Consider the following 21,569-nt stretch of genomic DNA (forward strand, 5'->3'; position numbering starts at 1 on the left):
AGTACTTGCCACATGGCGACGAACGGGTTCACGCCGCCGCCCCAAGGCGACGCACACCTACGCGGCCTCCCGCAGCGCTGCCAGCGCCCTTGCCCGCCCCGGGCCTTGCGCACGCCGCCCCGATGCTACGGGCCGGGTCATGCCGGGCCCCGGGGAGGCTTCCCCGGGGCCCGTGATGTTGTCCCGCCCGGGCCGTTCTTGCGCGTTCCCTGTTTGGCGGTGCCCATCTGCTCGGGGATCGTCTGCGGTCGCGGTGGCGGACAGCGGCGCTCACGGTCGACTCCTCTGACGTCCGGGGAGCTGTACGCGCCGGGGGCGTGACGGGCAGGCCGGCTGTCCCAGATCAGCAGGCTGCGGAGCGGCCAGCACATGCTCCAGCGTGGCCAGGTCGTACGTGATGGGGTCCAGCCTCATGCGCGTCAGCGATCAGCTGCACTGGACCGTGTCCCGCAGGCGCTGCGGGAGTTGATCACGGCATGAAGAAGTCGCCCTCACGCATCATCGCCATCACGGCACTCACCGCCGGCGCAGCACTTGCCTCCGTGGCCCCCGCGCAGGCCGGGGTCGTCGACGGCGCACTCGACAACGCCGCCGCCCTGGATTCCGTCAACGTCCTGGGATCGCTCGTCAACAGCACCCTCTCGGAAGCATCGAACAACAACGCGAACACGAAAGCAGCCGGCAAGGGGAACAACAGCACGCACCACTGAACTCCTCCAGCCTGGAAGCTTCGTCAACGCCCGGGCCGCACCCAGCAGTCACATGGCACCAGTTCCTTGGGGACGGCGACCAGCCGGGGGCCGCCGCGCAGCGACCTTGGGGCCCGCTGGCGGGCGCAGAGGCGGATACGGCCCGGTGGAACCAGGTGTTCGCGGTGCCTTCACGGCTCCCCGGGTTGCCCTCAGCTGGAGCAGACCCGGAAGCACGGTCGCTGGCCGGTCTACCAGTTGATCAGTATCACGCCGCCACTGGCACCGCTGGCCGTCCCACGCTCGTGCACAGCCTGGACATGGGCCGCGCGGAAGTCAGCAACCGGATCCTGTCGGCCCGGGCCCGGGTAGGCCTCGGCAGCGAGGGCGAGCTGCAGGGGGAGGGGGAGGGTGGCAGCGCCCACGTTGCCGGTGCGATGGAGAGCTCCGTTGCTCGCGTTCGCGGTGGCCACGCCGAAGGCGAACGCGGACTTGCCCATGGCTGGCCGGGCGGCGACCAGGATCATCTGCCCGGGCATCAGCTTCATGGGGCTGTCCAGTTCGGTGAATCCGGTGACGGCGGCCGCGGGAACGGACACGGCCAGGCTGTTCAGGTGCGCGTCCAGTCGGTCGCCGAACCGGCCGAACGTGTCATCGTCCTGGTCGGCGTCGGCGACGAGCGGTTCCAGCTCCGCCTGGTGGGCGGCGATCGTCTCCGACGCCGACAGCGGGTCTGCCAAGTGGGCGTCGGGGTCGGCATCTTCTCCCCCCGGTTCGGGGCGGGCAAAGGGTCCGCTCCGAAGGGGGCCAGTCACAGTCTCACCGCGCCGCGGTGCCCCGCGGCCGAAGGCCGCGAACCCGCCCTGGGCCTCCCGGTCCAGGGCGGGTTCCGCGTGGTCTTCAGGAGCATCGGACGGGCCACGGTGGTGGCGGCACCGGTGCCGGCCTACGCGCGGTGGAGTTTCCAGTCGCCGACGTTCTGGGCCCGGTTGTAGTAGGCGTTGGTGCACACGTCGTACTTGCCGCCGGAGGGTCCGCCTCCGTTCGTCTCCAGGAAGCCGCCGTTGTCGCCGTAGGTGTTCCACAGGTGGATCACGTCGCCGGGCCGGACGTTCTGGTCCCCGGGGCTGGACGCCTGGGCGAAAAGGCGCCAGCGGCCGGTACCGGGGGCGCGGTCCTGGTCCTTGGACGTTAAGACGTTGTACTTGCCGCCGCTGTTCTGCTGGTCGGCGGTCGCGTGCCCGTTGGTGTCGAGGTAGCCGCCGTCACCGCCGTAGAGGTTGCGCAGGTAGACCAGGTCCCCGCTGACCACGTTGGCGCCCACGGCCTTGCCCGCGGCGGAGAGGATCTGCCAGGTTCCGGTGCCCGCTCCCCGCGTGGGCGAGTCCGCCGTCGACACCGCGTACTTCGCCCCGCCGTCGCTGCTGTGGCCGTTGGTGTCCAGGTACCCGCCCGCCCAACTGCTGTAGCCGTTCTGCAGGTGGACCTGGTCGCCGTACTTCAGCTCGTTCGCCATGCTTGCTTCTCCCCTTGGTCGGCGGAAGGCATACGGACGGTTCCGGCCCGATGGCCAGGTCATCCCCCCGCAGCCATTCGAGTGTCACAGTCCTGCGGCAAGCCCTGACCTGCTCCGGATGCCAAACCGCCCGTGAGGGGGGCGCTGGAGGCGCGGCCGCGCTTCGAGACCACCAGGGGCGCACGGAGCCGCACCATCGTCTGTCCCGAGGCAATCAGGGCCGATCTCGCGGGAGCCGTCTGAAATTCGATAGCTTCTGAACCTGGGCACGCCCGCGCATCCGGCGCACCCGGTGACAGACCAGACTCGTGGAGCGTCCCCCGCCACACCGCCTGGCACCCTTCGCCGCCACGGGTGTCAGAGCGGCTGGGGACTGCTCAAGGCCTTGCCCTGTCGGCCTGTCCGGCCGACAGATTGGGTCTCTAAGAGGTCCTGACAGAAGCTGTTGGTCATGTGACGGTCGGCTTGGTTGCTCGTTGGTCTGGTCGTGGGAAAGAGGGAGTCGCGACCGTGGATCGTCTCGGACGAACTGTGGTTGCTGATTGAGCCGTTGCTGCCTGAGCCGGGTCCGAAGCTGGTCGAGGGCAGACTTCGGGTCCCGGACCTCCAGGCCTTGTGCGGATCCTGTTCGTACTGCACACCGGCATCCAGTGGGAGTACCTGCCGCAGGAGTTGGGCTTCGCCTCAGGGATGACATGCTGGCGGCGCCTGGCCGCCTGGAACGAGGCCGGCGTCTGGGACGAACTGCACTTGGTGCTGTTGGAGAAGCTGCGGGCAGCGAAGAAGCTCGACTGGTCGCGGCCGGTGATCGACTCCTCTCACGTCCGGGCGACCCGCAGAGGCCCAAAAAGCGGTCCCAGCCCGGTCGACCGCGCACGTCCGGGCAGCAAACATCACGTCCTCACCGACGGCCAGGGCATCCCGCTCGCGGTATCGCTGACCGGCGGCAACCGCAACGACGTCACCCAGCTGCTGCCCTTGCTCGACAAGGTCCCGGCAGTGTGTCGAAGGTGGCGAAGCGCCGGGCGAGTTTGCGCTGCAGGAACGGCGAGATGTCCATGCCCGACACCTTGCCTGCCAGAACAGCGCCTGAAACGCCACTGACGAGCGGTGATACCTGTACGAGGCGCCAGATCGGACACCGGGCTACGGCCAAGCACTCATCCGCCGGAAACGCACGCATATCGAATAGGGCCAGAAGTCCGACCACAAAGCTCGGCACGCAGTCGAGTGCGGCATCAATCGCCTCAAAAGGCACCGGGCCGTTGCCACGAGGTACGACTGGCTCGCGGTCCGCTACGAGGCGACCGTCCTCGCCGCGGCCATCAACGAGTGGCTATGACTGATCACGTCACGATGGCGCTGCGTAACAGCGGATGGCCACCGTCTGGTGCGGACTCCACTGCTGCTCGACTGTGGCCATCAGCTCCCAGCCCAGCCGCTCATACAGGGCTGCCGCCGCGGCATCGGATGCGACGACGTCGAGCACCGGATGCAGGCCACGACGCCGTGCTTCCTCCACTGCCTGGCCGATCAGCAGTGCACCGATCTGATGTCCCCTCGCCTGCGGGGCAACGAACAGCCTGCTGACCACGGCGGTCATACCCCGCGTCGCCCCGTTTCGCTCGCTCCACAACTTCGGGGCCAGATCGCCTTCGCCGCCTTGCGACAAACTGACATGCCCGATCAGGCGGCCTTCGAGTTCGGCAACCCAGGAGCCCAGCAGGGGACCGCGTGACAGCCACTCGCCGGGCAGATCCGGCCAGTTCACCGGATAGCCGTCGCGCGCATGGACCTCCGCGAGGACCCGCACGCACTCCTCGACATCGCCATCAGCCCTCTGCCGGACCCAGCGGCTCGGTCTCTCATCCGGCACCCCGAAGCTCTCGATGTTCACACCGGCATAGAAACACAGGCCACAGAGTCACAACCAGACACTTTCGATACAGGCCCTAGGCGGCGTCGTGGATGACGAGCTTGAACTCAGCGAGGGTCAACAGGCGCGGGTTGGCGTCGTTGTGCGTGACACGGAGCGCAACCGGGGTGCCCGGGACAACGAAGACGCCGTGGTTCTTGACGTAGTACTGGCCGCCGGGCGTCGGCGTGCGATGCTCGGTCGCCGTGGTGTCGTTGGGGTGGGGCGTCAGGCCCAGCGGGTCACGGACGTACTGGTCGCGCAGCTCGGTGTAGCCGGCCGTGCCGCTGGCGGACTCCCACTGGATCATCGCGTGCAGGTGTCCCCAGCCGGCTTTGGACGGCCAGATCAGGCCGCTACGGTCGTCTGTTGTCCAGTCACTCACCACGTAGCCGTCCGGCTGGACCGCCTGGTGCATCTCGAATCGGTCCGTCGATTCCGCCGCTCCGAAGGGGAACCGGACGATCGTGTACGTGGCGCCCGGCGAGATCAGCTGAGGTGTATCGACCTTGAGCGAGCAGACCTGCACTCCGGCCGCAACGCCACCATCCGTAGCCATAGTTCAGCATTGCCCGCGGCCGGCCGACGACATGCACGCGCCGATACAGCCCGATCCGCTCACACCGCGACGCAGGTGCATGAGGCAGAGGCAGGTGGTCGCGGTGGGCCTGGCCATCGTCGACTCAGTACTCATCTGCGATCTTGAGTGTGAGGAGGCGGCTCTCATCTGCTTCCTGCGGCACCGTGCACTGCAACCTCTGATGGATCGCTCGCACCGCGTTCGCGTACGCGTCGGCTCGATCCCCGTTGCTGATTGCTGCCCCATGCCCGGTGAGCTGCTCGAGCACCTCAGGCCGCGTGCCGTATTCATGGTCCGGGAAGAGCGGATCGAAGGATGAGAGGATCTCGCCGTCCTCAGCGTAGGAGATCCAGCAGGAGCCCGACTCCCTGTCCCGCAGCGAGAGAGCCACCGTCTCCCGGGACACCGACTTCACCATGTCGTCTGCCGCCAGATAGGAGCCCTCGGATTCGATCACGAGTGACCAGCCATCGTGTTCGCCGGCCCTAAGGACGGGGCCGTCACTGGCGAGGACTCCGCTGTCTTGCAGCTGATCCAACGTCACGTCGGGCACGTCGTCCTCGTCGATGTCCTCGCCGAGGGCCTCAGTGTGAGCGGTCTCGGTGCGGGGCAAAGCGACGAGGTGGAGGCCTTCGCCTCCTACACGGCCAAAAGTTCCGCGGGTGCGACGCCCTTTGCGAGGACGGCGCAATAACCGAGCTGGTAGAGCTGGCGGTTCGGGAAGATGTCACTGGTCACTGTGCTGCCCCGTCGGGTTCCTTGTCACGGCTTCAGCCGTCGCTGGCCGGCCCGCCTTGCCGGCTGCGGCCGCCCAGCAACGCGGGATACGGCAATTGCAGGTTGCATTCTGCGTCGACCCAGCATCCGTCATCACCAAGGAGTCGCTGAGCCTTGGTGAACCGCCCAGGTCGCCGCCGACTCCTTCGTTCTGGTTCTTGGGCATGCTGGCACAGGCGCACTTGCCGTTCGCCGGCGCATCTTGCCCTGCTTCAGGCCGGGCCAGGTGAGCGAGGTAGCTGGGCTTCGGCTCGCGACAGACCTGCTGGCGACGCTTGCGGACTGGAGACACCGCTCACCGTCGTCATCGACGGCGTAGACCTGCTCGTACTCCAAGACCTCCAGGCGGGCAGCGGTGACGTACTCGTACTCCAGGCAGACTGCGCTGACGCACACGCGCTCCAAGGCCTCCAGGCAGGCGGCGATCTGGTCGCCACGCCGGAAGGTCCAGCGGATCAGCCCGTGTGGCATCCCGGCGATCTCCATCACCGGCCGGCCTCCGGCAGTGACAGCGCGCGGCTCGGCCGCCGGCACCCACCAGCATCTCCCCCAGGCCGGCCTTCCCGTCGAGGCAGAAGCCCCGAAGAGACCGCCCCAGGCCTCGGGGGCGCCCTCCACAGCGTCACCGAGCACGGGCAACCGGTCCCGGTCCTCGTCGTAAAGGCAGCCCAGGACCCGGCGGGAGCACGTTCGGCCCGCCCGGCGACGCGGCGGCCGGGCCGGCCGGAAGGGACACAGAGGGAACGACGCAGCGCCCGGGCGGTCGACTCACCCGCCCCCTCGCCGCCGGAACCCCCTGCACCACCCTCCGGCCACGGGCCCCCGGCCCCCCACCAGCCCGCCCCACGTGGCGAGGGACACGTTCATGACGGGATTGCGCCCGGGACGGGCCAGGGAAGCCATAGGGACGTCCATGACTGCCGTGAAAGGGATGACCCGTGACGTCCGCTGCGCCTCCCCCCATACCCCGGGCTGCAGGATCGCTTCCGTTCATCGGCCACGCACTGAAAATGCGCGACAACCTCGGCTTCATCGACTCACTGCGCGACACACGAGAACCCCTCATCGAGATCGTGCTGCAACCCGGAACGCGCACCATCGTGGTCCAGGACCCGGCCCTGATCCACCAGATGCTCAAAGCCCTGGCACCCACCCTCGACAAAGGCCGGCTCTACGACAAACTGGGCCAACTGCTGGGCGACAGCGTCGTCACCGCCACCGGCCGCCCTCACGTACGCAAACGCCGCCAGCTGCAACCGGCCTTCGCCCACACCGAGATCAGCCGCTACGTCGACATCATGCGCACCCAGGTCACAGCCACAGTCGCCACCTGGAAACCCGGGCAATCCCTCGACGTACGCGAAGCGATGGTCGCACTCAGCCTCGACATGCTGGCCAAAACCGTGTTCGCCGGCAGCCTCGACGACGCCGTCTTCCGCCGACTGCGCAGCGATCTGTCGGTGGTGATGAACGGCGTCGGCATACGCCTGATGCTGCCCGACTGGGCCGAACGCCTGCCGTTGCCCTTCAACCGCCGCTTCGACCGGGCCCGCGCCGGCGTACGCGCCACCGTCAACACCGCCGTCGAAACACTGCAGGCCTCCGGACACGACACCGCAGACATGCTCTCCATGCTGCTGCGCGCCATCGACGAGGAAACCGGCAAACCGTTGACCGGAGATCAGATCTGCTCCGAGATCCTCACCCTGGCCGTGGCAGGCACCGAGACCACCGCATCCGTCCTGTCCTGGACGCTGTACGAACTCGCCCGCCACCCCGACATCGAAGCCCGGGTCCACAGCGAACTCGACGAAGTCCTCGGCAAACGGCCCGTCACCCTCGACGACATGACCCGGCTGCCCTACCTCAACCAGGTGATCACCGAAACCCTACGGCTGCACCACCCCGGCTGGCTGGTCACACGCCGCACCACGGAACACACCCGCCTCGGCCGGTGGACACTACCCCCCGGCACCGAACTCGCCTACTGCCAGCACGCCCTGCACCGCGACCCCCAACGCTTCCCCAACCCACTCACCTTCGACCCCGACCGATGGAACGACCCCGCACAACAACCCCCACCAGGCGCCTTCCTGCCCTTCGGAGACGGCAAACACAAATGCATGGGAGACCGCTTCGCCCGCACCGAAATGATCACCGCTATCGCAACAATACTCCGCTCAATACGACTCCAACTCCCCCACAACCACACCGTCCGCCAAATCGCCCGACTCACCATACGACCACACCCCCTCCGCATGACCGTCCTCCCCCACCACCAGCCACACTGACCCAAAACACAACCCACACAACCGATGAGAAGGTATGAGCCGCCGGCCTTGCTGATGTCCCGTGAGAGACACCAGCAAGGCATCGACCGCGAAGGGCGCCGCGCTCCCCCGCAATCTCTGAGGGTCAGGCGACGCGAATTCATGCGCTTTACCGGCCGGTCGGACAGGAGGATCAGCGGAGTCCGGCGAAGAGATCGTTCTCGGGTACGACCGCGCCGGTGGCGTCCTGGACCCGTACGAAGGTCTCCATGCCCATCAACTCGCCGAACCTCTCCTTGCCCATCTTGAGGAAGAAGATGTTCTCGCCCTGACTGGCGTGCGCGGCCAACGCGTCGAACTTCTGACCGCTGAACGCGGTGGTGTCCACCCACGTGGTGATCTCATCGTCGGGAAGGCCGATCTCGGCCATCGCGGCGGCTTCGGCAGGATCCGGCTCCGGCATGTCCGGATGAAACTCGCGCATGATCTCACCGAATCGCTGCATCATCGAGCGGGGCATCGTAGTCCAATACACCTTCGGTGACAGCGTGGTCATCTCCAGCGCCGCCATCGTGATGCGGTGGGCCTGAATGTGGTCGGGATGGCCGTAGAAGCCGTTCTCGTCGTAGGTGACGACCACATCAGGTCGGTAGTGCCGCATGAGTTCCGCGAGCCGGGCCGCGCCCTCCTGCACGGGGGTCTGCCAGAAGGAGCCGGGGGCGTCGTTGCTCGGCCAGCCCATCATTCCGGAGTCGGCATAGTCGAGCATCTCCAGATCGCCGATCTTCAGGACCTCACAGCTCGCCTCGAGTTCTTGACGGCGCATCAGGGCCACCGCCGCCGGATCGTGCGCGGGATCGCCCGGCTTGACACCCCCCGGTCCGTCACCGCAGCCGCCGTCGGTACACGTCACGAGAACGGTACGGATGCCCTCCGCCGCGTACCGCGCGAGGACACCCCCGGTTCCCGTGGCCTCGTCGTCAGGGTGCGCGTGTACGGCCATGAGCGTCAAAGGTCGGTCAGTCATGAAACAGTCCTCCTGCAGGAATACGTCTTGATCCCAGCGCGCGGTGGGCCTACCGCGAACCGGGGGCCCGGATGGCGGGACGGACGACCTGGTGGTCTCCGTGCTTCCCCGCCCGCCCGACGCCGGCCCCTCGGTCCATGCAACGGTGTCGGCCGGACCGGCTGTTCCCGGCGCGGCCGCTTGGTTTCCATGCGCCGGGGTTCAGCGCGGACGAGATGCAGGCGCGACTGCGATCACACCATCGCGGATCAGTCCGGTCCGGGCGACACCGACCCGCTGGCGACCCCGATCTCGGGCGCTGAGACCGCACGATCTTGTTGCGCAGGCCGGACAGCCGTGGACCCTGGCGCCGGCAGCCGTATCGTCGCAGAGGGCGCTGGTTCTCCCGTCGACACGGGCCGAGAGTGGACGCATGACGACAGCATTCATCACTGTGAGGGCACCATGAGAGGGGGCTCTCCGATGAGCGATGGCATGATCCCCAGCGGTTGGGACATCCTGGACGCCTCCCACGAAGCACTGCGCACGGCCGTCCGCGCCGTCCCCGCCGACGGCTGGCAGCTGCCGACGCCTTGCACCGGCTGGACCGTGGCCCAGGTCTTCCAGCACGCCGTCGGCGACCAGATCGGCTACGCCGCCGCACTGACCGGCGAACCCGGCCCCGACTTCGATCCGTTCGACCCGTCGGGCGAGATGGAGGGGGTGGACCCGGAGGCATTCCTCGGGGACGGCCTGGCACGCGCGGCGCATGCATGGGCGGGGGTCGACCGGGACGCCGCCGAGGTGCCCACGCCGGTGCCGCCGCACAAGATGTCCCCGTGGTCCGGCTCGGCGGCGTGCGGGCTGGACGCAGCGGTCCACGCCTGGGACATCGCCGTGGCGACGGGCCGGCCGTCGCCGCTCACGCCCGAGTTGGCCCGCCTCCTGCTCAGGATTGCCAGGGAGATCGTCGAGCCGCTGCGCCCGCGCGGCGCGTACGTCGCCGCCCTGGCCCCCGAGCAGGGTGACGACGACGTGGCGGTCCTCCTGCGTTACCTCGGTCGCGACCCCCGCTGGATCGCGCCTCAAGCCCCTCGCTCCCTACGCGGTGACTAGGCGACCACGGCGGCACGGCACTCGGGCCGACAGCGAGTGCAACCGCCGCGGGCACTCCGCCTCACCCGTTCGTAGCCGTACGGCCGGTCCGCGACGAGGTGGAGCAGGGGGACGCGACCTGACCGCCGCGTTCGGCCAACTCTGCTACCGGGTCGCACAGTTCGGCGGCGGGCAGGGGTGTGGCGCGGGCAGTCGGTCGCGGGTCCGTCTGCTCGTCATGTGGCCGCATGCGTCGGCCCGGCCGGTCCGCCACCGGCGTTGCAACCGTCTCGTACTGCAGAGGTCGCGCGGGTTGTGCGCGATGCCAGTGGCTATGGATTCGGTCGAGCTCGGCGAGCAGGCGGGCCCGGGCGGACTCGGCGAGCAACCGCATCGAACTCTGGAGGGCGGGGCAGACGACCGCGGTCGAGAAGCGGTCGTCCTAGGCGGTCCCCCCGGGAGGCGGCCCGAGCGGCAAGAGCCGCCGCGGCGTGCGGCTCACCCTGCCGGTGCGGTGATCTCCCGCTTGAGGATCTTGCCGCTCGGCCCCATCGGCAACGTGTCCGCGAGCCATACGAGCCGGGGGTACTTGTACGCCGCGACCCGGCCCTTGACGTGTTTGCGTAGTTCCTCCGGTGTGGCCTGCGCGCCCGGGCGCAGCACCACCGCGGCCGCGATCTCCTCGCCGAGCTTCTCGTGCGGAACGCCCACCACCGCGGCCAGGGCGACGGCAGGGTGCTCGTGCAGGACCTCCTCGATCTCGCGCGGATACACGTTGTAGCCGCCGCGGATGATCATGTCCTTCTTCCGGTCGACGATGTAGAAATAGCCGTCCTCGTCCTGCCGGGCCATGTCCCCGGTGCGCAGCCAGCCGTCCGGGACGGCGGCCGCCGTCTCCTCGGGGCGATTCCAGTAGCCCTTCATCACGTTGGGGCCGCGCACGACCAGCTCGCCGATCGCGCCGGAGCCCACGTCCTGGCCCTTCTCGTCCAGCAGGCGGACCTCCACGTCCTTGATGGGGGTACCGATGGAGCCCGCCTTGCGGGGCCGGTCGGGGTGGTTGAAGGTCACCACCGGGCTCGTCTCCGACATGCCGAAGCCTTCCAGTATCGCGCAGCCGAAGCGCTCCTCGAAGCCGTGCAGGACCTCCACCGGCAATGACGCTCCGCCGGAGATGCACATCCGCAGCGTCGACACGTCCGCCTCCGTCGGGTGTTGCAACAGGGCCGCGTACATGGTCGGAACACCCTCGAACACCGTGGCCCGGTCGCGGGCGACGGTGTCCAGCACCGCCTGCGGATCGAAGCGCGGGACGAGCGTGAGCGAGGCGCCGCTGCGGACGGCAACGCTCATCGTGCAGATCTGGCCGAAGATGTGGAACAGCGGCAGACACCCCACCACCACGTCGTCGGGCGTCATCCGCTGGACGTGGACGGCGTTGACCTCGGTGTTGTGGCGCAGCCCGCCGTGGGTGAGAGCGGCGCCCTTGGGCTTGCCGGTGGTGCCGGAGGTGTACAGCAGGACGGCCACGTCGTCGTCCGCGGTCCGCGCCACGTCGGTCAGTGGCTCGTGTCCCGCCAGCGACTCGGCGAAGGGCGAAGGATCCACCACCATGGTCCGTACTCCGGCGGCGGCCGCACCCTGGGCGCCCTCCCCCGGCGCCCGGTGCCATTCGAGGAGCAGCACAGCGCCGGAATCGGTGAGGTGGTAGGCGGTTTCCCGCTCCTTGAGCAGCGGGTTCATCGGCACCACGATCGCGCCTGCGCGAAGGGCACCGTAGTAGAGGACGACGAACTCGGGGACGTTGGGCAGCATCAGGGCGACGCGGTCGCCCTGATGTACGCCTGCGGCTCGCAGCAGTGCGGCGGCGCGGGCGCTGCGTTCGTCCAGCTCCGCGTAGGTGGTGGTGTCGGTCCCCAGCCGGAGTGCGGGGCGTTCCGGCTGCCGGGCCGCCGTCTCCACCAGGAACTGCGCCAGATTGGCCATCGCCGCCTCCACGAACTCACCGTTGTAATGCGTCGTTCACGTAGGCGACATCGTGCTTCGCTCCGCCACCACCTCCTATGGACGACGCCACACCGTCCCCTGTCCTCAACTGTTCCTGAGAACAAAACAGGGGCTCTAAGCTGCGGTAATGGACATCACAGACGTGGTCGCGGCGATCCACGGACGGCTTCCGGAGCTGGGTGAGCGCATCGCTGACCGCATCCGGTCGGACGTCCCCGCCTATGCGGACGAGTCACTCATCCCCTTCGACTCGCTGCGCCGGTCGTGCACCGCCAATGCGGACCTGGTCCTGCGGCACCTGCGCCGGGCCGGCGCGCCGGATGCCGGGCCCGCCAGGGAGACCGGCCGGATCCGCGCCGAGCAGGGCATGCCGCTGGCGGACATCCTGCACGCGTACCGGATCGGTTTCGAGTTCGTGTGGTCGGAGATCCTCAGCGAGGCGCGCAACCGCCCCGTGGTTCCCGACGCACAGCTGGTGGACCGCTCGGCGGAGATCTGGCAACTGTTCGGCCTTTACGCGGAGGCCGTGGCGGCCGCGCACCGGGAGACCACCGCCGAGCTGACCGTGCAGCGCGGAGCCCGCCGCTCGGCACTGGTCGAAGCGTTGTTCACCGGCGTGATCGCCGACCGCACCACGCTGTGGGAGGCAGCCCGTGAACTGGGTCTGCCGGAGCGCGGGCCGTATGCCGTCGTCGCGGCGGAGACCGACTCCCCCGGCGAGGAACCCCTCGCGGGTGTGGAGGCCTCGCTGCGCCAGTCGCTCCTGCCATCCGCCTGGCGGCTGCTGCCGGACCAGCAGGTCGGGCTCATCGCCCTCCCCACACCGGAGGCGGAGGCCGCCGGCCTGCGCATCCTGCGTCGCGCCGGCGCGCGCGTGGGGGTCAGCCCCTGCTTCGCCTCGCTACGTGACACACCGCAGGCCCTGCGCTTCGCCCGCCTCGCACTGGCAGGCTTGCCCGGGGATGCGCCGGGCCTGGCCCGCTTCGACGACAATCCCCTGGCCATGCTCGTCGCGGCGGCCCCCACGGAGGCCGCTCACCTGATGACCGTCGTCCTGAGACCCGTGCTCGACCTCCCGGGCCTGGAACGCACACGTCTGCTGGAGACCCTGGAGAACTGGTTCGCCGCCGGCGGCTCCGCGACGACCGCTGCGCAGAGCCTCTACGTCCACCCCAACACCGTGCGCTACCGGTTGCGCCGTGTCGAGGAGCTGACGGGCCGTTCGCTCTCAGACCCGCATACGGTGGCGGACCTCGGCGCCGCGCTGCTGGCCACTCGCAGCCCTGCGGCGACCCGCGCTGTGGACGCCGACCGGGCGACTTCGTGAACATCACCCGGTGGCGACGCAGCGGATGGCACCCAGAGAGCCGTCCGGCGGTGCGAGGGGCGCCGTGGGCAAAGCCACCGGGGTTCGACAGGACGATGGCGGCGCCGATGCCGAGTCCGAGCATCGGGAGGAGGGTGGCCAGCATCAACCGGCCGCCGAGCGACACAAGGCCTTCGGGGTCCCCGATGGCGTACCGGGACGGGCCTTGGGAGGTGCAGGTGGTCTTGTAGTCGCCTATCGGCCAGTGGGTCGACGACAGCAAGACGGGCAGCTGGAACCTCGTCAAGACCAGCGACGGGTTCTACAGGCTGCAGTCACTCAAGAACACGAGCCTGTATCTGACCGGTGCGACGGCCGGTGGGCAGCCGACAGATCACAGGACTGGGAGCTCGTCCGATAAGGAGAGACCTTCGGGCACTCGTAGGATGCCTGGATGCGCAAGCAGACAGGGACGAGCCGCCGCACGTGGGTCGGTGTGTGGATGGTGTTATGCGCGGTGGGTGTCGCCGCGACCGCCGGTCTGAATGCCGCCTCGGCACCGGACCCGCACCCCGAGGAACCCGTCAGCGCCGAGTGCGCCGAGTACATCGCCGACGTCGAGACGCAGTTGGCCAAGGCCAGGCGAGAAGGCACGGACGACGGCGTGCTGGCCTTCTCACGAAGCAGGGCCGGCGCGGAAGACTGCAGCGATGAGCTCCTCGAGCACTTCGGTGCCGATCGGTGAGCCGCGCCGTCGCGGACATCACCCGGCTCTCCTCATCAAGCACCGCAGCCTGAACCCGCACGTCCGCTACAGCTTCACCGCCACGGCCACCGGCGCCTCGCGCCCGCTGAGCGAGCGGTCGCGCTCCAGCTGGACGAGGATGCCCTGGCGGCCTGCTCGATCTTCGCGCAGTACGCTGCACGGGCTTCCTCGTCGATCTGCTGCTCGTTCTCGGCGCGCACCCCGGTCCGGCCGTCGAGGCCCTCGCGCAGGATATCGGCGTGCCCCGCATGCCGGATGGACTCGCCGAGTACGTGGACCATGACGGCGAACAGGTTCGTGTTGAAGTGAGGCTCCGGCCACCACGGCACGTGGCCGGGGGCGTCGAGGGGAAGCTCGTCGATCGTCGCGTCCGAGTGTTCCCACGTGCGCCGGTAGAACCCGATGATCTGATCACGGGTCTCGTCCTCGGTCGCCCACTGATCGCTGCCGTCGGAGTCCTGCCACCGGGACAGCGATTCCGGGGAAGGCCGGTCGAAGACCTCGCCGAAGTACCTGGCCTCGACGGTGGCCACGTGTTTGACCAGGCCGAGGAGGTTGGTTCCGGTCGCCGTCAAAGGCCTGCGGGCGTCGTACTCGGACAATCCGTCGAGTTTCCAGAGCAGCGCCTCGCGGTCCCGCCGCAGTCTGCGGTGCAGGTTGTCCTTCGCGAATTCGTCGATCATGCGGCATGAACCTTCCATGAGCTGTTCGTGGTCTCAAGATCCCGCTGGAGTACTGCCCGCGTGCTGTTCGGTGCCCTTCTCCGATCCCGTCGGGTGGTGCCGGACGGGGGCCGGGGAGGGGGGCGGGTGCCAGGTGCGAATCCAGCCGGCGGTGAGCACCGCCGCACCGCCTGCCAGGGCGATCGCACCGCCTGTTCCGATGCCTGCGGCCACCGAGCCGAAGCAGGCCGGCCCGACGCCCTGCAGCGTCATGCTGCCAGAGCCGAGCAGACCGAAGGCGTGGCCCTGGCCATCCTGCGGCAGTGCGTCAAGGAACGGCCGTTGCAGGCCGAGACCGTAGGCCGATCCGAAGCCGCTGATCAGCAGCAGACAGGACGAGACGCCCACTCCGGGCTCGGCGGCGAAGCCGACCAGCGGAAGTCCCGTCAGCCCCATCAACGGGACCACCAGTCGCTCACGGGTGGGTGGTCGTAGCAGTCGCCCCACCAGCAGGTCACCGACCAGCATGCCGACGGGCAGACAGCCCATCAGCACCGCGTACCAGCCGGGCGCGAAGCGGTGTCCTCCCGCGTAGGCGACGATCAGGCCTTCCGCGCCCGTTACGAATGCGGGCGGCAGCCACTGGGCCAGCATCAGTCGTCGTACCGTGCGTCCGCTGAGCAGCAGGCCGGCACCGTGCAGGCTTGCCCCGGCCGCCCCGCCACCGCCCCGGGCGCCGCCGGGTGTGCCGCCGAACTCTCCCCGTTCCAGCCGGGGTAGCCGGATGCGGACGGCGAGCGCGCAGCCGAGGTAGAGGGCAGCGCTTACCGCGAGCGCCCGGTGCGGACCGAGTACCGCGACGACCGCGCCCCCCAGCGCCAAGCCGAACAATTGCGCACCAGAGGAGGCGATGTTGTTCAGTGAACGGCCCAGTACATAGGCGTCGCCCTTGAGCCACTGCGCGACCAGCCGACTCGACGCGCCGCCGAACACCGGTGTGGCGAGGGCGACCAGCGCCATGACACCGAGGCTCGCCGCGATCGGCATCGGCAGCAGGGCGAGCAGCAGGGCGGCGGCGCACTCCAAGGCGTAGCCGCCGGCGATGAGCGCGCGGGGCGGCAGTCGGTCGGCCAGTGAGCCCAGCAGCAGCGAGCCGAACAGCTGCGGGAGAAAGCCGATACCGAAGGCCAGTGCGCTCAACAGCGCGGAGCCGGTGGCCGCGAAGACCAGCACCGAGAACGTGGTGATCCGCAGGGAGCCCGCAGTGATCGCGACGGCGCGGGTCGAGAAGAGCAGCCGGAATCGCGGCTCGGCCAGCACCTCCCGGTAGGTGGCACGGTGGTGGCCCTGCGCGGGTTCGGCGGTTGGGGTCATGACGCGCAGCCTCGCGGTGGGCCCACGCCACTCACCAATGATTCGTCGCTGGACGAATCGGAACAGACGTCCGGCGGTAGCATCGCGGGGTGCTCCGCTTCGAAGTCTCCGTCGAGGACCTGCTGCGCAGCCGCTTCGCACTGTCGCCCGCGATGGACCTCTGCCTGCTGCTGCGCTCGCTCGCCGGCCAGAACCGGCCGCTGCCGCGCGCCTGGGCCGCCCGGCTCCTGCCGACCTTTGAACGGCTTCGCCGCGAGACCGAGCTGGACGCCGCGCTCGCCCTGCACACCCCGCAGTCCGGACCGAACTTCGTCGCCCCGCCTCCGCGCGGCCTCAACCAGACCTGGGCAGAGGACCTGGCCACGATCCGGGCCACACCGCTGGAAGCGGCCCGCCACGAATTCACCACCACCGCCACCGGCCCGTCCGCCCATGATCCCCGCGTACGCGCGGTGCTGGACTCCACGGACGCCGTCACCAGGATCGCCGAGGCGATGGACCAGGCGTGGCACGAGCTGCTCGCCGCGGACTGGCCGCAACTGCGCGCGATCTGTGAGCGCGATGTCGTGCACCGGGTGGGTCTGATCGGGGAACACGGATGGGCCATGACCATCGAGAGCCTGCACCCGAGCATCGCGTGGCGCGCCGGCGGAATCGAGATCGGCTTCTTCCCTCCGGTCGGAAACGTCCGCCTCGCCGGCGACGGACTCCTGCTGATCCCTTCGGTCTTCGTCGGCAATATCGCCGCCCACCTGGAGGACCCCTGGCCCAGGACCTTGGTCTACCCCGCCCGCGGCACCGCCGCCCTGTGGGGCGAACAGGCGACCGTCCCCCGACCGGACGCGCTGAGCGCTCTGGTCGGCCGGGCCCGAGCCCGGCTGCTGTTGACGCTGGACGCCCCGGCCAGTACCAGCCACCTCGCCCGAAGCCTCGCCATGACACCCGGAGCGGTGGGAGACCACCTCGCCATCCTGCGAGGCGCGGGGCTGCTCGTCCGCGCCCGGTCCGGACGGTCGGTGCTGTACCGGCGCACCCCGCTCGGCGAGGCGCTGGTCGCCGCTTCGGGCTGAGGGCTCAGATCAGCCCTCCTTCTCGAGGCACCGCCGGCAGATGATGGTGCAACCGAGGGCGAGGCCCTAAGTGGAGACGTGTGTATGCGACATCTCCGACGTCGGCGTGTCCCAGCCCACCGTCTCCCCCCACCTGAAGAAGCTCAAGGAGGCCGGGCTGCTCACCTCCGAGCGACGCGGCACCTGGGTCTACTACCGGTCGAGCCGTCCGTGCCGGCGGCGATGGGCAAGCTGCTGGCCCTCCCGACCGCTGCCTGATACGGCCGACGCGCAGCCGTTCCCGGTACCGGCTGGGGCTCGTGGCAGCTGCGGCGCGGAGAACGGAGTGCCACCGCCACCCGGCGCCACCAGTTCGGTGTTGATGCCGGGCGGCGGTTCGGCGGGGTCTGCGGTGGCGGACTCGTAGTACCGCCCCTGCTCTTGGCCGAGCGGATCCTTGCCGCCACCTTCCGCGTCGTGAGGGGCACAGCACGGACAGCGGCTCCGCACTGACGGCAGATACCCGGCCGCGTTCGTCTCCCGCCTTGTGACAGTCCGGGCAGTGCGTCAGCCTTCCCGCGAAGCTGCCGTCAGCTGCTGATCGGCGGTGAACTTCCTTCGCCAGGCGAGTGCGACGTAGACCAGGCCGATCAGCACCGGCACTTCGATGAGAGGGCCGACGACGCCGGACAGGGCCTGGCCGGAGGTGACGCCGAAGGTGGCGATGGCGACCGCGATCGCCAGCTCGAAGTTGTTGCCGGCCGCGGTGAACGCCAGGGTCGCGGTGCGGTCGTAGGCGAGGCCCAGGCTCTTGCCGAGGAGGAAGGTGCCGAAGAACATGACCGCGAAGTAGACCAGCAGCGGCAGCGCGATCCGGGCGACGTCCAGCGGCTGGGAGGTGATGGTCCTGCCCTGCAGGGCGAAGAGGATGACGATCGTGAACAGCAGCCCGTACAGCGCCCACGGGCCGATCTTCGGCAGGAACTTCGTCTCGAAGTCGGCACGACCCAGCTTCCGCTCGCCGATGCGGCGAGTGAGGAAGCCGGCCAGCAGCGGGATACCGAGGAAGAGGACGACATTCAGCGCGATGTGCCAGACGGACACGTCAAGGCCCTGACCGTCGCCGAGGTCCATCCAGCGGGGCAGCAGGTCGAGGTAGAACCAGCCCAGCAGCCCGAACGCGAGTACCTGGAAAACCGAGTTCAGCGCGACCAGGACGGCCGCGGCCTCGCGGTCGCCGCAGGCGAGGTCGTTCCAGATGATGACCATGGCGATACACCGGGCCAGGCCCACGATGATCAGGCCGGTGCGGTACTCGGGCAGGTCCGGCAGGAAGATCCACGCCAGGGCGAACATCACCGCCGGTCCCACGATCCAGTTGATGACCAGCGAGGAGGCCATCAGCTTCTTGTCGCCGGTCACGCGGTCGAGCCGGTCGTAGCGGACCTTGGCGAGGACCGGGTACATCATGACCAGCAGGCCGAGCGCGATCGGCAGCGAGACTCCGCCGATCTCGATCTTCGCGAGCGCGTCGTTCATGCCCGGGATGATCCTGCCCAGACCCAGGCCGACGGCCATGGCGAGCAGGATCCACACCGCGAGGTAGCGGTCGAGGGTGGAGAGCTTCTTGACGATCGAGTCGTCCCCGTCCGGGCCGGCGCTCCGGGGGCGGGCGGTGGTGGGCTCGGTGGAGGTCACGGACAGGCCCTCTTGTTCTCGGCGGCGGTGCGGGCCAAGGCGGCGAGTTCGGCGAACTGCTCGGACAGGCCGGCCAGGACCTCGGGCTTGAGCTTGTAGTAGGTGAAGCGGCCGCACGGCTCGGTGTCCACGATCCCGGCCTCGCGCAGCACCTTCATGTGGTTGGACAGGTTGGTCTGCTTGGCTCCGGTCTCCTCCACCAGGTGCGTCGTGCAGAGCGTCTCGCGCGCCAGCAGGGTCACGATCCTCAGGCGGAGCGGATCGCCCAGCACCCGGATCACATCAGCGTCGACTGAAGTCAGCATGCGCTGATACTGTCACATCATTGCTCGCTGATACCAGCGGGGGCTGAAGCCATTGGCGGCCGGGTCCGCCACGAGACCGGAGAGAACGATCACCATGGCCGACAAGCCGTCCGTCCTGTTCGTCTGCGTCCACAACGCAGGCCGCTCCCAGATGGCCGCCGCGTGGCTGGCCCACCTGGCCGGAGACCGCGTCGAGGTCCGCTCCGCCGGCTCCGACCCGGGCGACCAGGTCAACCCGGCCGCCGTCCAGGCCATGGCCGAGGTCGGCATCGACATCTCCGCCGAGGCGCCGAAGATCCTCACCATCGACGCGGTCCGCGAGTCGGACGTCTGCGTCACCATGGGCTGCGGCGACACCTGCCCCGTCTTCCCCGGCAAGCGCTACCTCGACTGGAAGCTCGACGACCCGGCCGGCCAGGGCGTCGAAGCCGTCCGCCCGATCCGCGACGAGATCAAAAGCCTCGTCGAGGGCCTGATCGCCGAGATCGCCCCGACGAACCCGGAGGCGACGGCGTGAGCGAGATCCGCGACGTCGTCATCATCGGCTCCGGCCCCGCCGGAGACACCGCCGCCCGCTCCACCGCCCGCGGCCGGCTCGGACCCCCGCCGTTCGGCGGCGGCATCTTCGCGGCGGATCGCTGACCGCCACGACCGGCTGCCGGACGAAGCGCTCGGAGCGACACCAACGCCGCGCACAGCGGCAGCGGTTGACCGACCCCCGCCGGATGCCTCCAGGAGTGCGGAGCGGATGATGCGCACGACTGGACGCGGGCGTCAACCGGCCTGCTCGGCGATGGCGAGCAGGCCGAGCGCGTTGCGGATGCCCTCTTCGAGGAGTTCGCCGGCGAGCCGCTTGTCCGCCAGGGCGCGGGCGAGCTGCAGGGTTCCGACCATCATGGCGTAGACGCTGAGGGTCTTCGTGCGCACCGAGCGCGGGTCGGCGGGAGCGAGACGCTCGCTGATGCCGTCGACGACAGCCAGCACGCCGTCGGTGTACGCCTGCCTGGTCGCGTCCGGGCAGCGGCCGATCTCGTCGAGGAGCGCGGCGGAAGGGCAGCCGTCGTCGGGGCTGTCGCGGTGCTGGGGCGACAGATACCAGCGCACGATCTGCTCGACTCCGGCGATGCCGGGTGCCGCCTGCTGGACGAGGTTCGCGTACTGGGCGCGCAACTGCTCGGCGACAGCTGTGGCGACGAGGTCGTCCTTGGACTCGAAGTGGGCGTAGAAGGCGCCGTTGGTGAGCCCGGCGTCCGCCATGAGGGTCGAGATGCCCGAGCCGTCGATGCCGTCCCGCTTGAACCGGCGACCGGCGGTTTCGATGATCCGCTGCCTCGTCATCTGCTTGTGTTCTTTGCTGTACCGCACCACGCCGCACTCCTTCGTGCGCCGGAAAGGTCACTCGCCCCTCCGCCGACCTCCGCCATCGTATGATATTGCGAACGTACTCCAATGGTGGGTCGACGACACCCACTCGAGCTCGATGCCCGCGGGGCGATTCCGAGCGGGTGGGCCTGACCCCCGTACGGCGGTGGTGAACGGAAAACCCGATCACGTCATCCTGATGACGACCTTGCCGGCCTTGACCCTTCCTTGCTCGGCGTAATCCAGGGCTTCCCGGGTCGCCTCGAACGGGAAGACGCGGTCGATGACGGGACGCACGACGCCCGCGTCGACGAGCGTGGCGAGCTCGCGCAGTTGGTTCCCGTCGGCCTTCATGAAGAGGAACGAGTACTCCACGTTCCGTCGTCGGGCGCGCCGTCGGGTTCGGAAACTCAACGCGCCGATCACCAGGCGGACGACCGGATTCGCACCCACTTCCCTGGCGAACGCGGCGTCCGGAGGGCCGGCGACGCTGATGACCTTGCCACCGGGCTTGAGTACGCGCAGGGACTTCTCGAGCGTCTGGCCGCCGAGCGAGTCCAGGACCACGTCATAGTCGTGCAGCACCGTCTCGAACGCCTGCTTCTTGTAGTCGATGACGACGTCCGCGCCCAGGCTCTTCACCAGCTCGACGTTGGCTGTGCTGGTGGTCGTGGCCACGCTCGCGCCCAGGTGCTTCGCGAGCTGGATGGCGATGGTGCCCAGGCCGCCGGAGCCGGCGTGGACGAGGACCTTCTGGCCCGGCCGGACACGCGCCCGCTCGACCAGTACCTGCCACGACGTCAGGGCGACCAGCGGAAGGGACGCGGCCTGCTCCATCGTCAGCGTGGACGGTTTGAGCGCCACGTCGTCCTGGTGCACCGCGATGAACTCGGCGAACGTGCCGATACGGTCCTTGTCGGGGCGCGCGTAGACCTCGTCGCCCACGGAGAACCGCTGCACGGCGTCGCCCACCTGGACCACCACCCCGGCCATGTCGTGGCCCAGGACGAACGGCACCTTGTACGGCAGGATCGCCTTGAACTCCCCGTCCCTGATCCGGTAGTCGAGGGGGTTGACGCCTGCCGCGTGGACCCGGACCAGGACGTCGTCCGCGCCCACCTCGGGGTCCGGCACCTCACCGGCCCTCAGGCCGTCCTTGGTGCCGTAGCGCTCGACAGTGAAGGCCCTCATG

At 69.1% G+C, this 21,569-nt stretch carries 21 protein-coding genes and 2 pseudogenes; 10 read left to right on the plus strand and 13 right to left on the minus strand.

Annotation, left to right across the window (positions count from 1 at the left end; translation table 11 throughout):
- Positions 1–476 precede the first annotated feature (476 nt).
- The gene (locus BJ965_RS00500; RefSeq protein ID WP_184906815.1) at positions 477–710 is read left to right on the plus strand and encodes a hypothetical protein; all 234 of its coding nucleotides are present in this window, start codon (positions 477–479) and stop codon (positions 708–710) included.
- Positions 711–940: 230 nt separating this feature from the next.
- On the opposite strand, the gene BJ965_RS39795 is transcribed toward BJ965_RS00500, so the two are convergent.
- Positions 941–1,429 (minus strand): DnaB-like helicase C-terminal domain-containing protein, encoded by a 489-nt coding sequence (locus BJ965_RS39795; protein ID WP_376777888.1) that lies wholly within the window; start codon positions 1,427–1,429, stop codon positions 941–943.
- Positions 1,430–1,635: 206 nt separating this feature from the next.
- Positions 1,636–2,205 carry a hypothetical protein gene (locus BJ965_RS00510; protein ID WP_184906816.1) on the minus strand — a complete coding sequence of 190 codons (570 nt, stop codon included), beginning with the start codon at positions 2,203–2,205 and terminating at the stop codon, positions 1,636–1,638.
- Positions 2,206–2,686: 481 nt separating this feature from the next.
- Here BJ965_RS00510 and BJ965_RS00515 point away from each other — a divergent pair.
- Positions 2,687–3,207, plus strand: a pseudogene (locus BJ965_RS00515) (IS5 family transposase); the annotation flags it as partial.
- Between the two features lie 349 nt (positions 3,208–3,556).
- On the opposite strand, the gene BJ965_RS00525 reads toward BJ965_RS00515, so the two are convergent.
- The 3 genes from BJ965_RS00525 to BJ965_RS00535 form a co-directional block, all read right to left on the minus strand.
- Positions 3,557–4,018 (minus strand): GNAT family N-acetyltransferase, encoded by a 462-nt coding sequence (locus BJ965_RS00525; RefSeq protein WP_184916589.1) that lies wholly within the window; start codon positions 4,016–4,018, stop codon positions 3,557–3,559.
- Positions 4,019–4,157: 139 nt separating this feature from the next.
- Positions 4,158–4,679 carry a hypothetical protein gene (locus tag BJ965_RS00530; RefSeq protein WP_184906818.1) on the minus strand — a complete coding sequence of 174 codons (522 nt, stop codon included), beginning with the start codon at positions 4,677–4,679 and terminating at the stop codon, positions 4,158–4,160.
- Positions 4,680–4,803: 124 nt separating this feature from the next.
- Positions 4,804–5,313, minus strand: coding sequence for a DUF6461 domain-containing protein (locus BJ965_RS00535; protein WP_184906819.1), 510 nt, complete (start codon positions 5,311–5,313; stop codon positions 4,804–4,806).
- Positions 5,314–6,415: 1,102 nt separating this feature from the next.
- On the opposite strand from BJ965_RS00535, the gene BJ965_RS00540 reads away from it, so the two are divergent.
- A complete protein-coding gene (locus BJ965_RS00540; RefSeq protein WP_184906820.1) occupies positions 6,416–7,768 on the plus strand; it encodes a cytochrome P450 in 1,353 nt (450 codons plus the stop codon).
- A gap of 172 nt (positions 7,769–7,940) precedes the next feature.
- Here the strand turns inward: BJ965_RS00540 and BJ965_RS00545 are convergent, their stop codons facing one another.
- Entirely contained in the window at positions 7,941–8,774 is an 834-nt protein-coding gene (locus BJ965_RS00545; RefSeq protein ID WP_184906821.1) for a PIG-L family deacetylase, read from the minus strand.
- A gap of 462 nt (positions 8,775–9,236) precedes the next feature.
- Between BJ965_RS00545 and BJ965_RS00550 the strand changes: the two genes are divergently transcribed.
- Positions 9,237–9,869, plus strand: coding sequence for a TIGR03086 family metal-binding protein (locus BJ965_RS00550; RefSeq protein WP_184906822.1), 633 nt, complete (start codon positions 9,237–9,239; stop codon positions 9,867–9,869).
- 477 nt (positions 9,870–10,346) lie between these two features.
- Here BJ965_RS00550 and BJ965_RS00555 read toward each other — a convergent pair whose 3' ends face one another.
- Complete coding sequence (locus tag BJ965_RS00555; protein WP_184906823.1) at positions 10,347–11,834, minus strand: long-chain-fatty-acid--CoA ligase; 1,488 nt, start codon at positions 11,832–11,834, stop codon at positions 10,347–10,349.
- A 148-nt stretch (positions 11,835–11,982) separates the two neighbouring features.
- Here BJ965_RS00555 and BJ965_RS00560 point away from each other — a divergent pair, with 148 nt between their 5' ends.
- The gene (locus tag BJ965_RS00560) at positions 11,983–13,182 is read left to right on the plus strand and encodes a PucR family transcriptional regulator (protein ID WP_184906824.1); all 1,200 of its coding nucleotides are present in this window, start codon (positions 11,983–11,985) and stop codon (positions 13,180–13,182) included.
- Positions 13,183–13,615: 433 nt separating this feature from the next.
- Complete coding sequence (locus BJ965_RS00565; RefSeq protein WP_184906825.1) at positions 13,616–13,906, plus strand: hypothetical protein; 291 nt, start codon at positions 13,616–13,618, stop codon at positions 13,904–13,906.
- A gap of 74 nt (positions 13,907–13,980) precedes the next feature.
- Here BJ965_RS00565 and BJ965_RS00570 read toward each other — a convergent pair whose 3' ends face one another.
- On the minus strand, positions 13,981–14,610 hold the full coding sequence (locus tag BJ965_RS00570; protein ID WP_184906826.1) for a DinB family protein: 630 nt from the start codon (positions 14,608–14,610) through the stop codon (positions 13,981–13,983).
- Between the two features lie 33 nt (positions 14,611–14,643).
- Positions 14,644–15,963, minus strand: coding sequence for an MFS transporter (locus tag BJ965_RS00575; protein WP_184906827.1), 1,320 nt, complete (start codon positions 15,961–15,963; stop codon positions 14,644–14,646).
- A gap of 89 nt (positions 15,964–16,052) precedes the next feature.
- Here BJ965_RS00575 and BJ965_RS00580 point away from each other — a divergent pair, with 89 nt between their 5' ends.
- Positions 16,053–17,033 carry an ArsR/SmtB family transcription factor gene (locus BJ965_RS00580; RefSeq protein ID WP_184906828.1) on the plus strand — a complete coding sequence of 327 codons (981 nt, stop codon included), beginning with the start codon at positions 16,053–16,055 and terminating at the stop codon, positions 17,031–17,033.
- 73 nt (positions 17,034–17,106) lie between these two features.
- Positions 17,107–17,291: pseudogene (locus BJ965_RS00585) on the plus strand (ArsR/SmtB family transcription factor); the annotation flags it as partial.
- Between the two features lie 288 nt (positions 17,292–17,579).
- On the opposite strand, the gene arsB reads toward BJ965_RS00585, so the two are convergent.
- Positions 17,580–18,710 (minus strand): ACR3 family arsenite efflux transporter, encoded by a 1,131-nt coding sequence (gene arsB / locus BJ965_RS00590; protein WP_184906829.1) that lies wholly within the window; start codon positions 18,708–18,710, stop codon positions 17,580–17,582.
- The gene (locus BJ965_RS00595) at positions 18,707–19,015 is read right to left on the minus strand and encodes an ArsR/SmtB family transcription factor (protein WP_184906830.1); all 309 of its coding nucleotides are present in this window, start codon (positions 19,013–19,015) and stop codon (positions 18,707–18,709) included. Before BJ965_RS00595 ends, arsB begins: the two co-directional genes overlap by 4 nt.
- A gap of 94 nt (positions 19,016–19,109) precedes the next feature.
- On the opposite strand from BJ965_RS00595, the gene BJ965_RS00600 reads away from it, so the two are divergent.
- Positions 19,110–19,532 carry an arsenate reductase ArsC gene (locus tag BJ965_RS00600; protein ID WP_184906831.1) on the plus strand — a complete coding sequence of 141 codons (423 nt, stop codon included), beginning with the start codon at positions 19,110–19,112 and terminating at the stop codon, positions 19,530–19,532.
- Positions 19,529–19,657 (plus strand): hypothetical protein, encoded by a 129-nt coding sequence (locus BJ965_RS39800; protein WP_281402437.1) that lies wholly within the window; start codon positions 19,529–19,531, stop codon positions 19,655–19,657. The genes BJ965_RS00600 and BJ965_RS39800 overlap by 4 nt, the downstream gene beginning before the upstream one ends.
- Before the next feature lie 132 nt (positions 19,658–19,789).
- Here the strand turns inward: BJ965_RS39800 and BJ965_RS00605 are convergent, their stop codons facing one another.
- Entirely contained in the window at positions 19,790–20,383 is a 594-nt protein-coding gene (locus BJ965_RS00605; RefSeq protein ID WP_184906832.1) for a TetR/AcrR family transcriptional regulator, read from the minus strand.
- Positions 20,384–20,563: 180 nt separating this feature from the next.
- The gene (locus BJ965_RS00610) at positions 20,564–21,568 is read right to left on the minus strand and encodes an NADP-dependent oxidoreductase (RefSeq protein WP_184906833.1); all 1,005 of its coding nucleotides are present in this window, start codon (positions 21,566–21,568) and stop codon (positions 20,564–20,566) included.
- Position 21,569: the final 1 nt, after the last annotated feature.

It is taken from the genome of Streptomyces luteogriseus, assembly GCF_014205055.1.
Lineage (GTDB): Bacteria > Actinomycetota > Actinomycetes > Streptomycetales > Streptomycetaceae > Streptomyces > Streptomyces luteogriseus.

Excerpts from the sequence above, each read along its gene's own strand:
- BJ965_RS00500 (WP_184906815.1), top strand. The coding sequence starts at position 477 with ATGAAGAAGTCGCCCTCACGCATCATCGCCATCACGGCACTCACCGCC.
- BJ965_RS00610 (WP_184906833.1), bottom strand. The coding sequence starts at position 21,568 with ATGAGGGCCTTCACTGTCGAGCGCTACGGCACCAAGGACGGCCTGAGG.
- BJ965_RS00595 (WP_184906830.1), bottom strand. The coding sequence starts at position 19,015 with ATGCTGACTTCAGTCGACGCTGATGTGATCCGGGTGCTGGGCGATCCG.
- BJ965_RS00600 (WP_184906831.1), top strand. The coding sequence starts at position 19,110 with ATGGCCGACAAGCCGTCCGTCCTGTTCGTCTGCGTCCACAACGCAGGC.
- BJ965_RS00545 (WP_184906821.1), bottom strand. The coding sequence starts at position 8,774 with ATGACTGACCGACCTTTGACGCTCATGGCCGTACACGCGCACCCTGAC.
- BJ965_RS00555 (WP_184906823.1), bottom strand. The coding sequence starts at position 11,834 with ATGGCCAATCTGGCGCAGTTCCTGGTGGAGACGGCGGCCCGGCAGCCG.
- BJ965_RS00565 (WP_184906825.1), top strand. The coding sequence starts at position 13,616 with ATGCGCAAGCAGACAGGGACGAGCCGCCGCACGTGGGTCGGTGTGTGG.
- BJ965_RS00560 (WP_184906824.1), top strand. The coding sequence starts at position 11,983 with ATGGACATCACAGACGTGGTCGCGGCGATCCACGGACGGCTTCCGGAG.
- BJ965_RS00570 (WP_184906826.1), bottom strand. The coding sequence starts at position 14,610 with ATGATCGACGAATTCGCGAAGGACAACCTGCACCGCAGACTGCGGCGG.
- BJ965_RS00510 (WP_184906816.1), bottom strand. The coding sequence starts at position 2,205 with ATGGCGAACGAGCTGAAGTACGGCGACCAGGTCCACCTGCAGAACGGC.
- BJ965_RS00575 (WP_184906827.1), bottom strand. The coding sequence starts at position 15,963 with ATGACCCCAACCGCCGAACCCGCGCAGGGCCACCACCGTGCCACCTAC.
- BJ965_RS00550 (WP_184906822.1), top strand. The coding sequence starts at position 9,237 with ATGAGCGATGGCATGATCCCCAGCGGTTGGGACATCCTGGACGCCTCC.
- BJ965_RS00530 (WP_184906818.1), bottom strand. The coding sequence starts at position 4,679 with ATGGCTACGGATGGTGGCGTTGCGGCCGGAGTGCAGGTCTGCTCGCTC.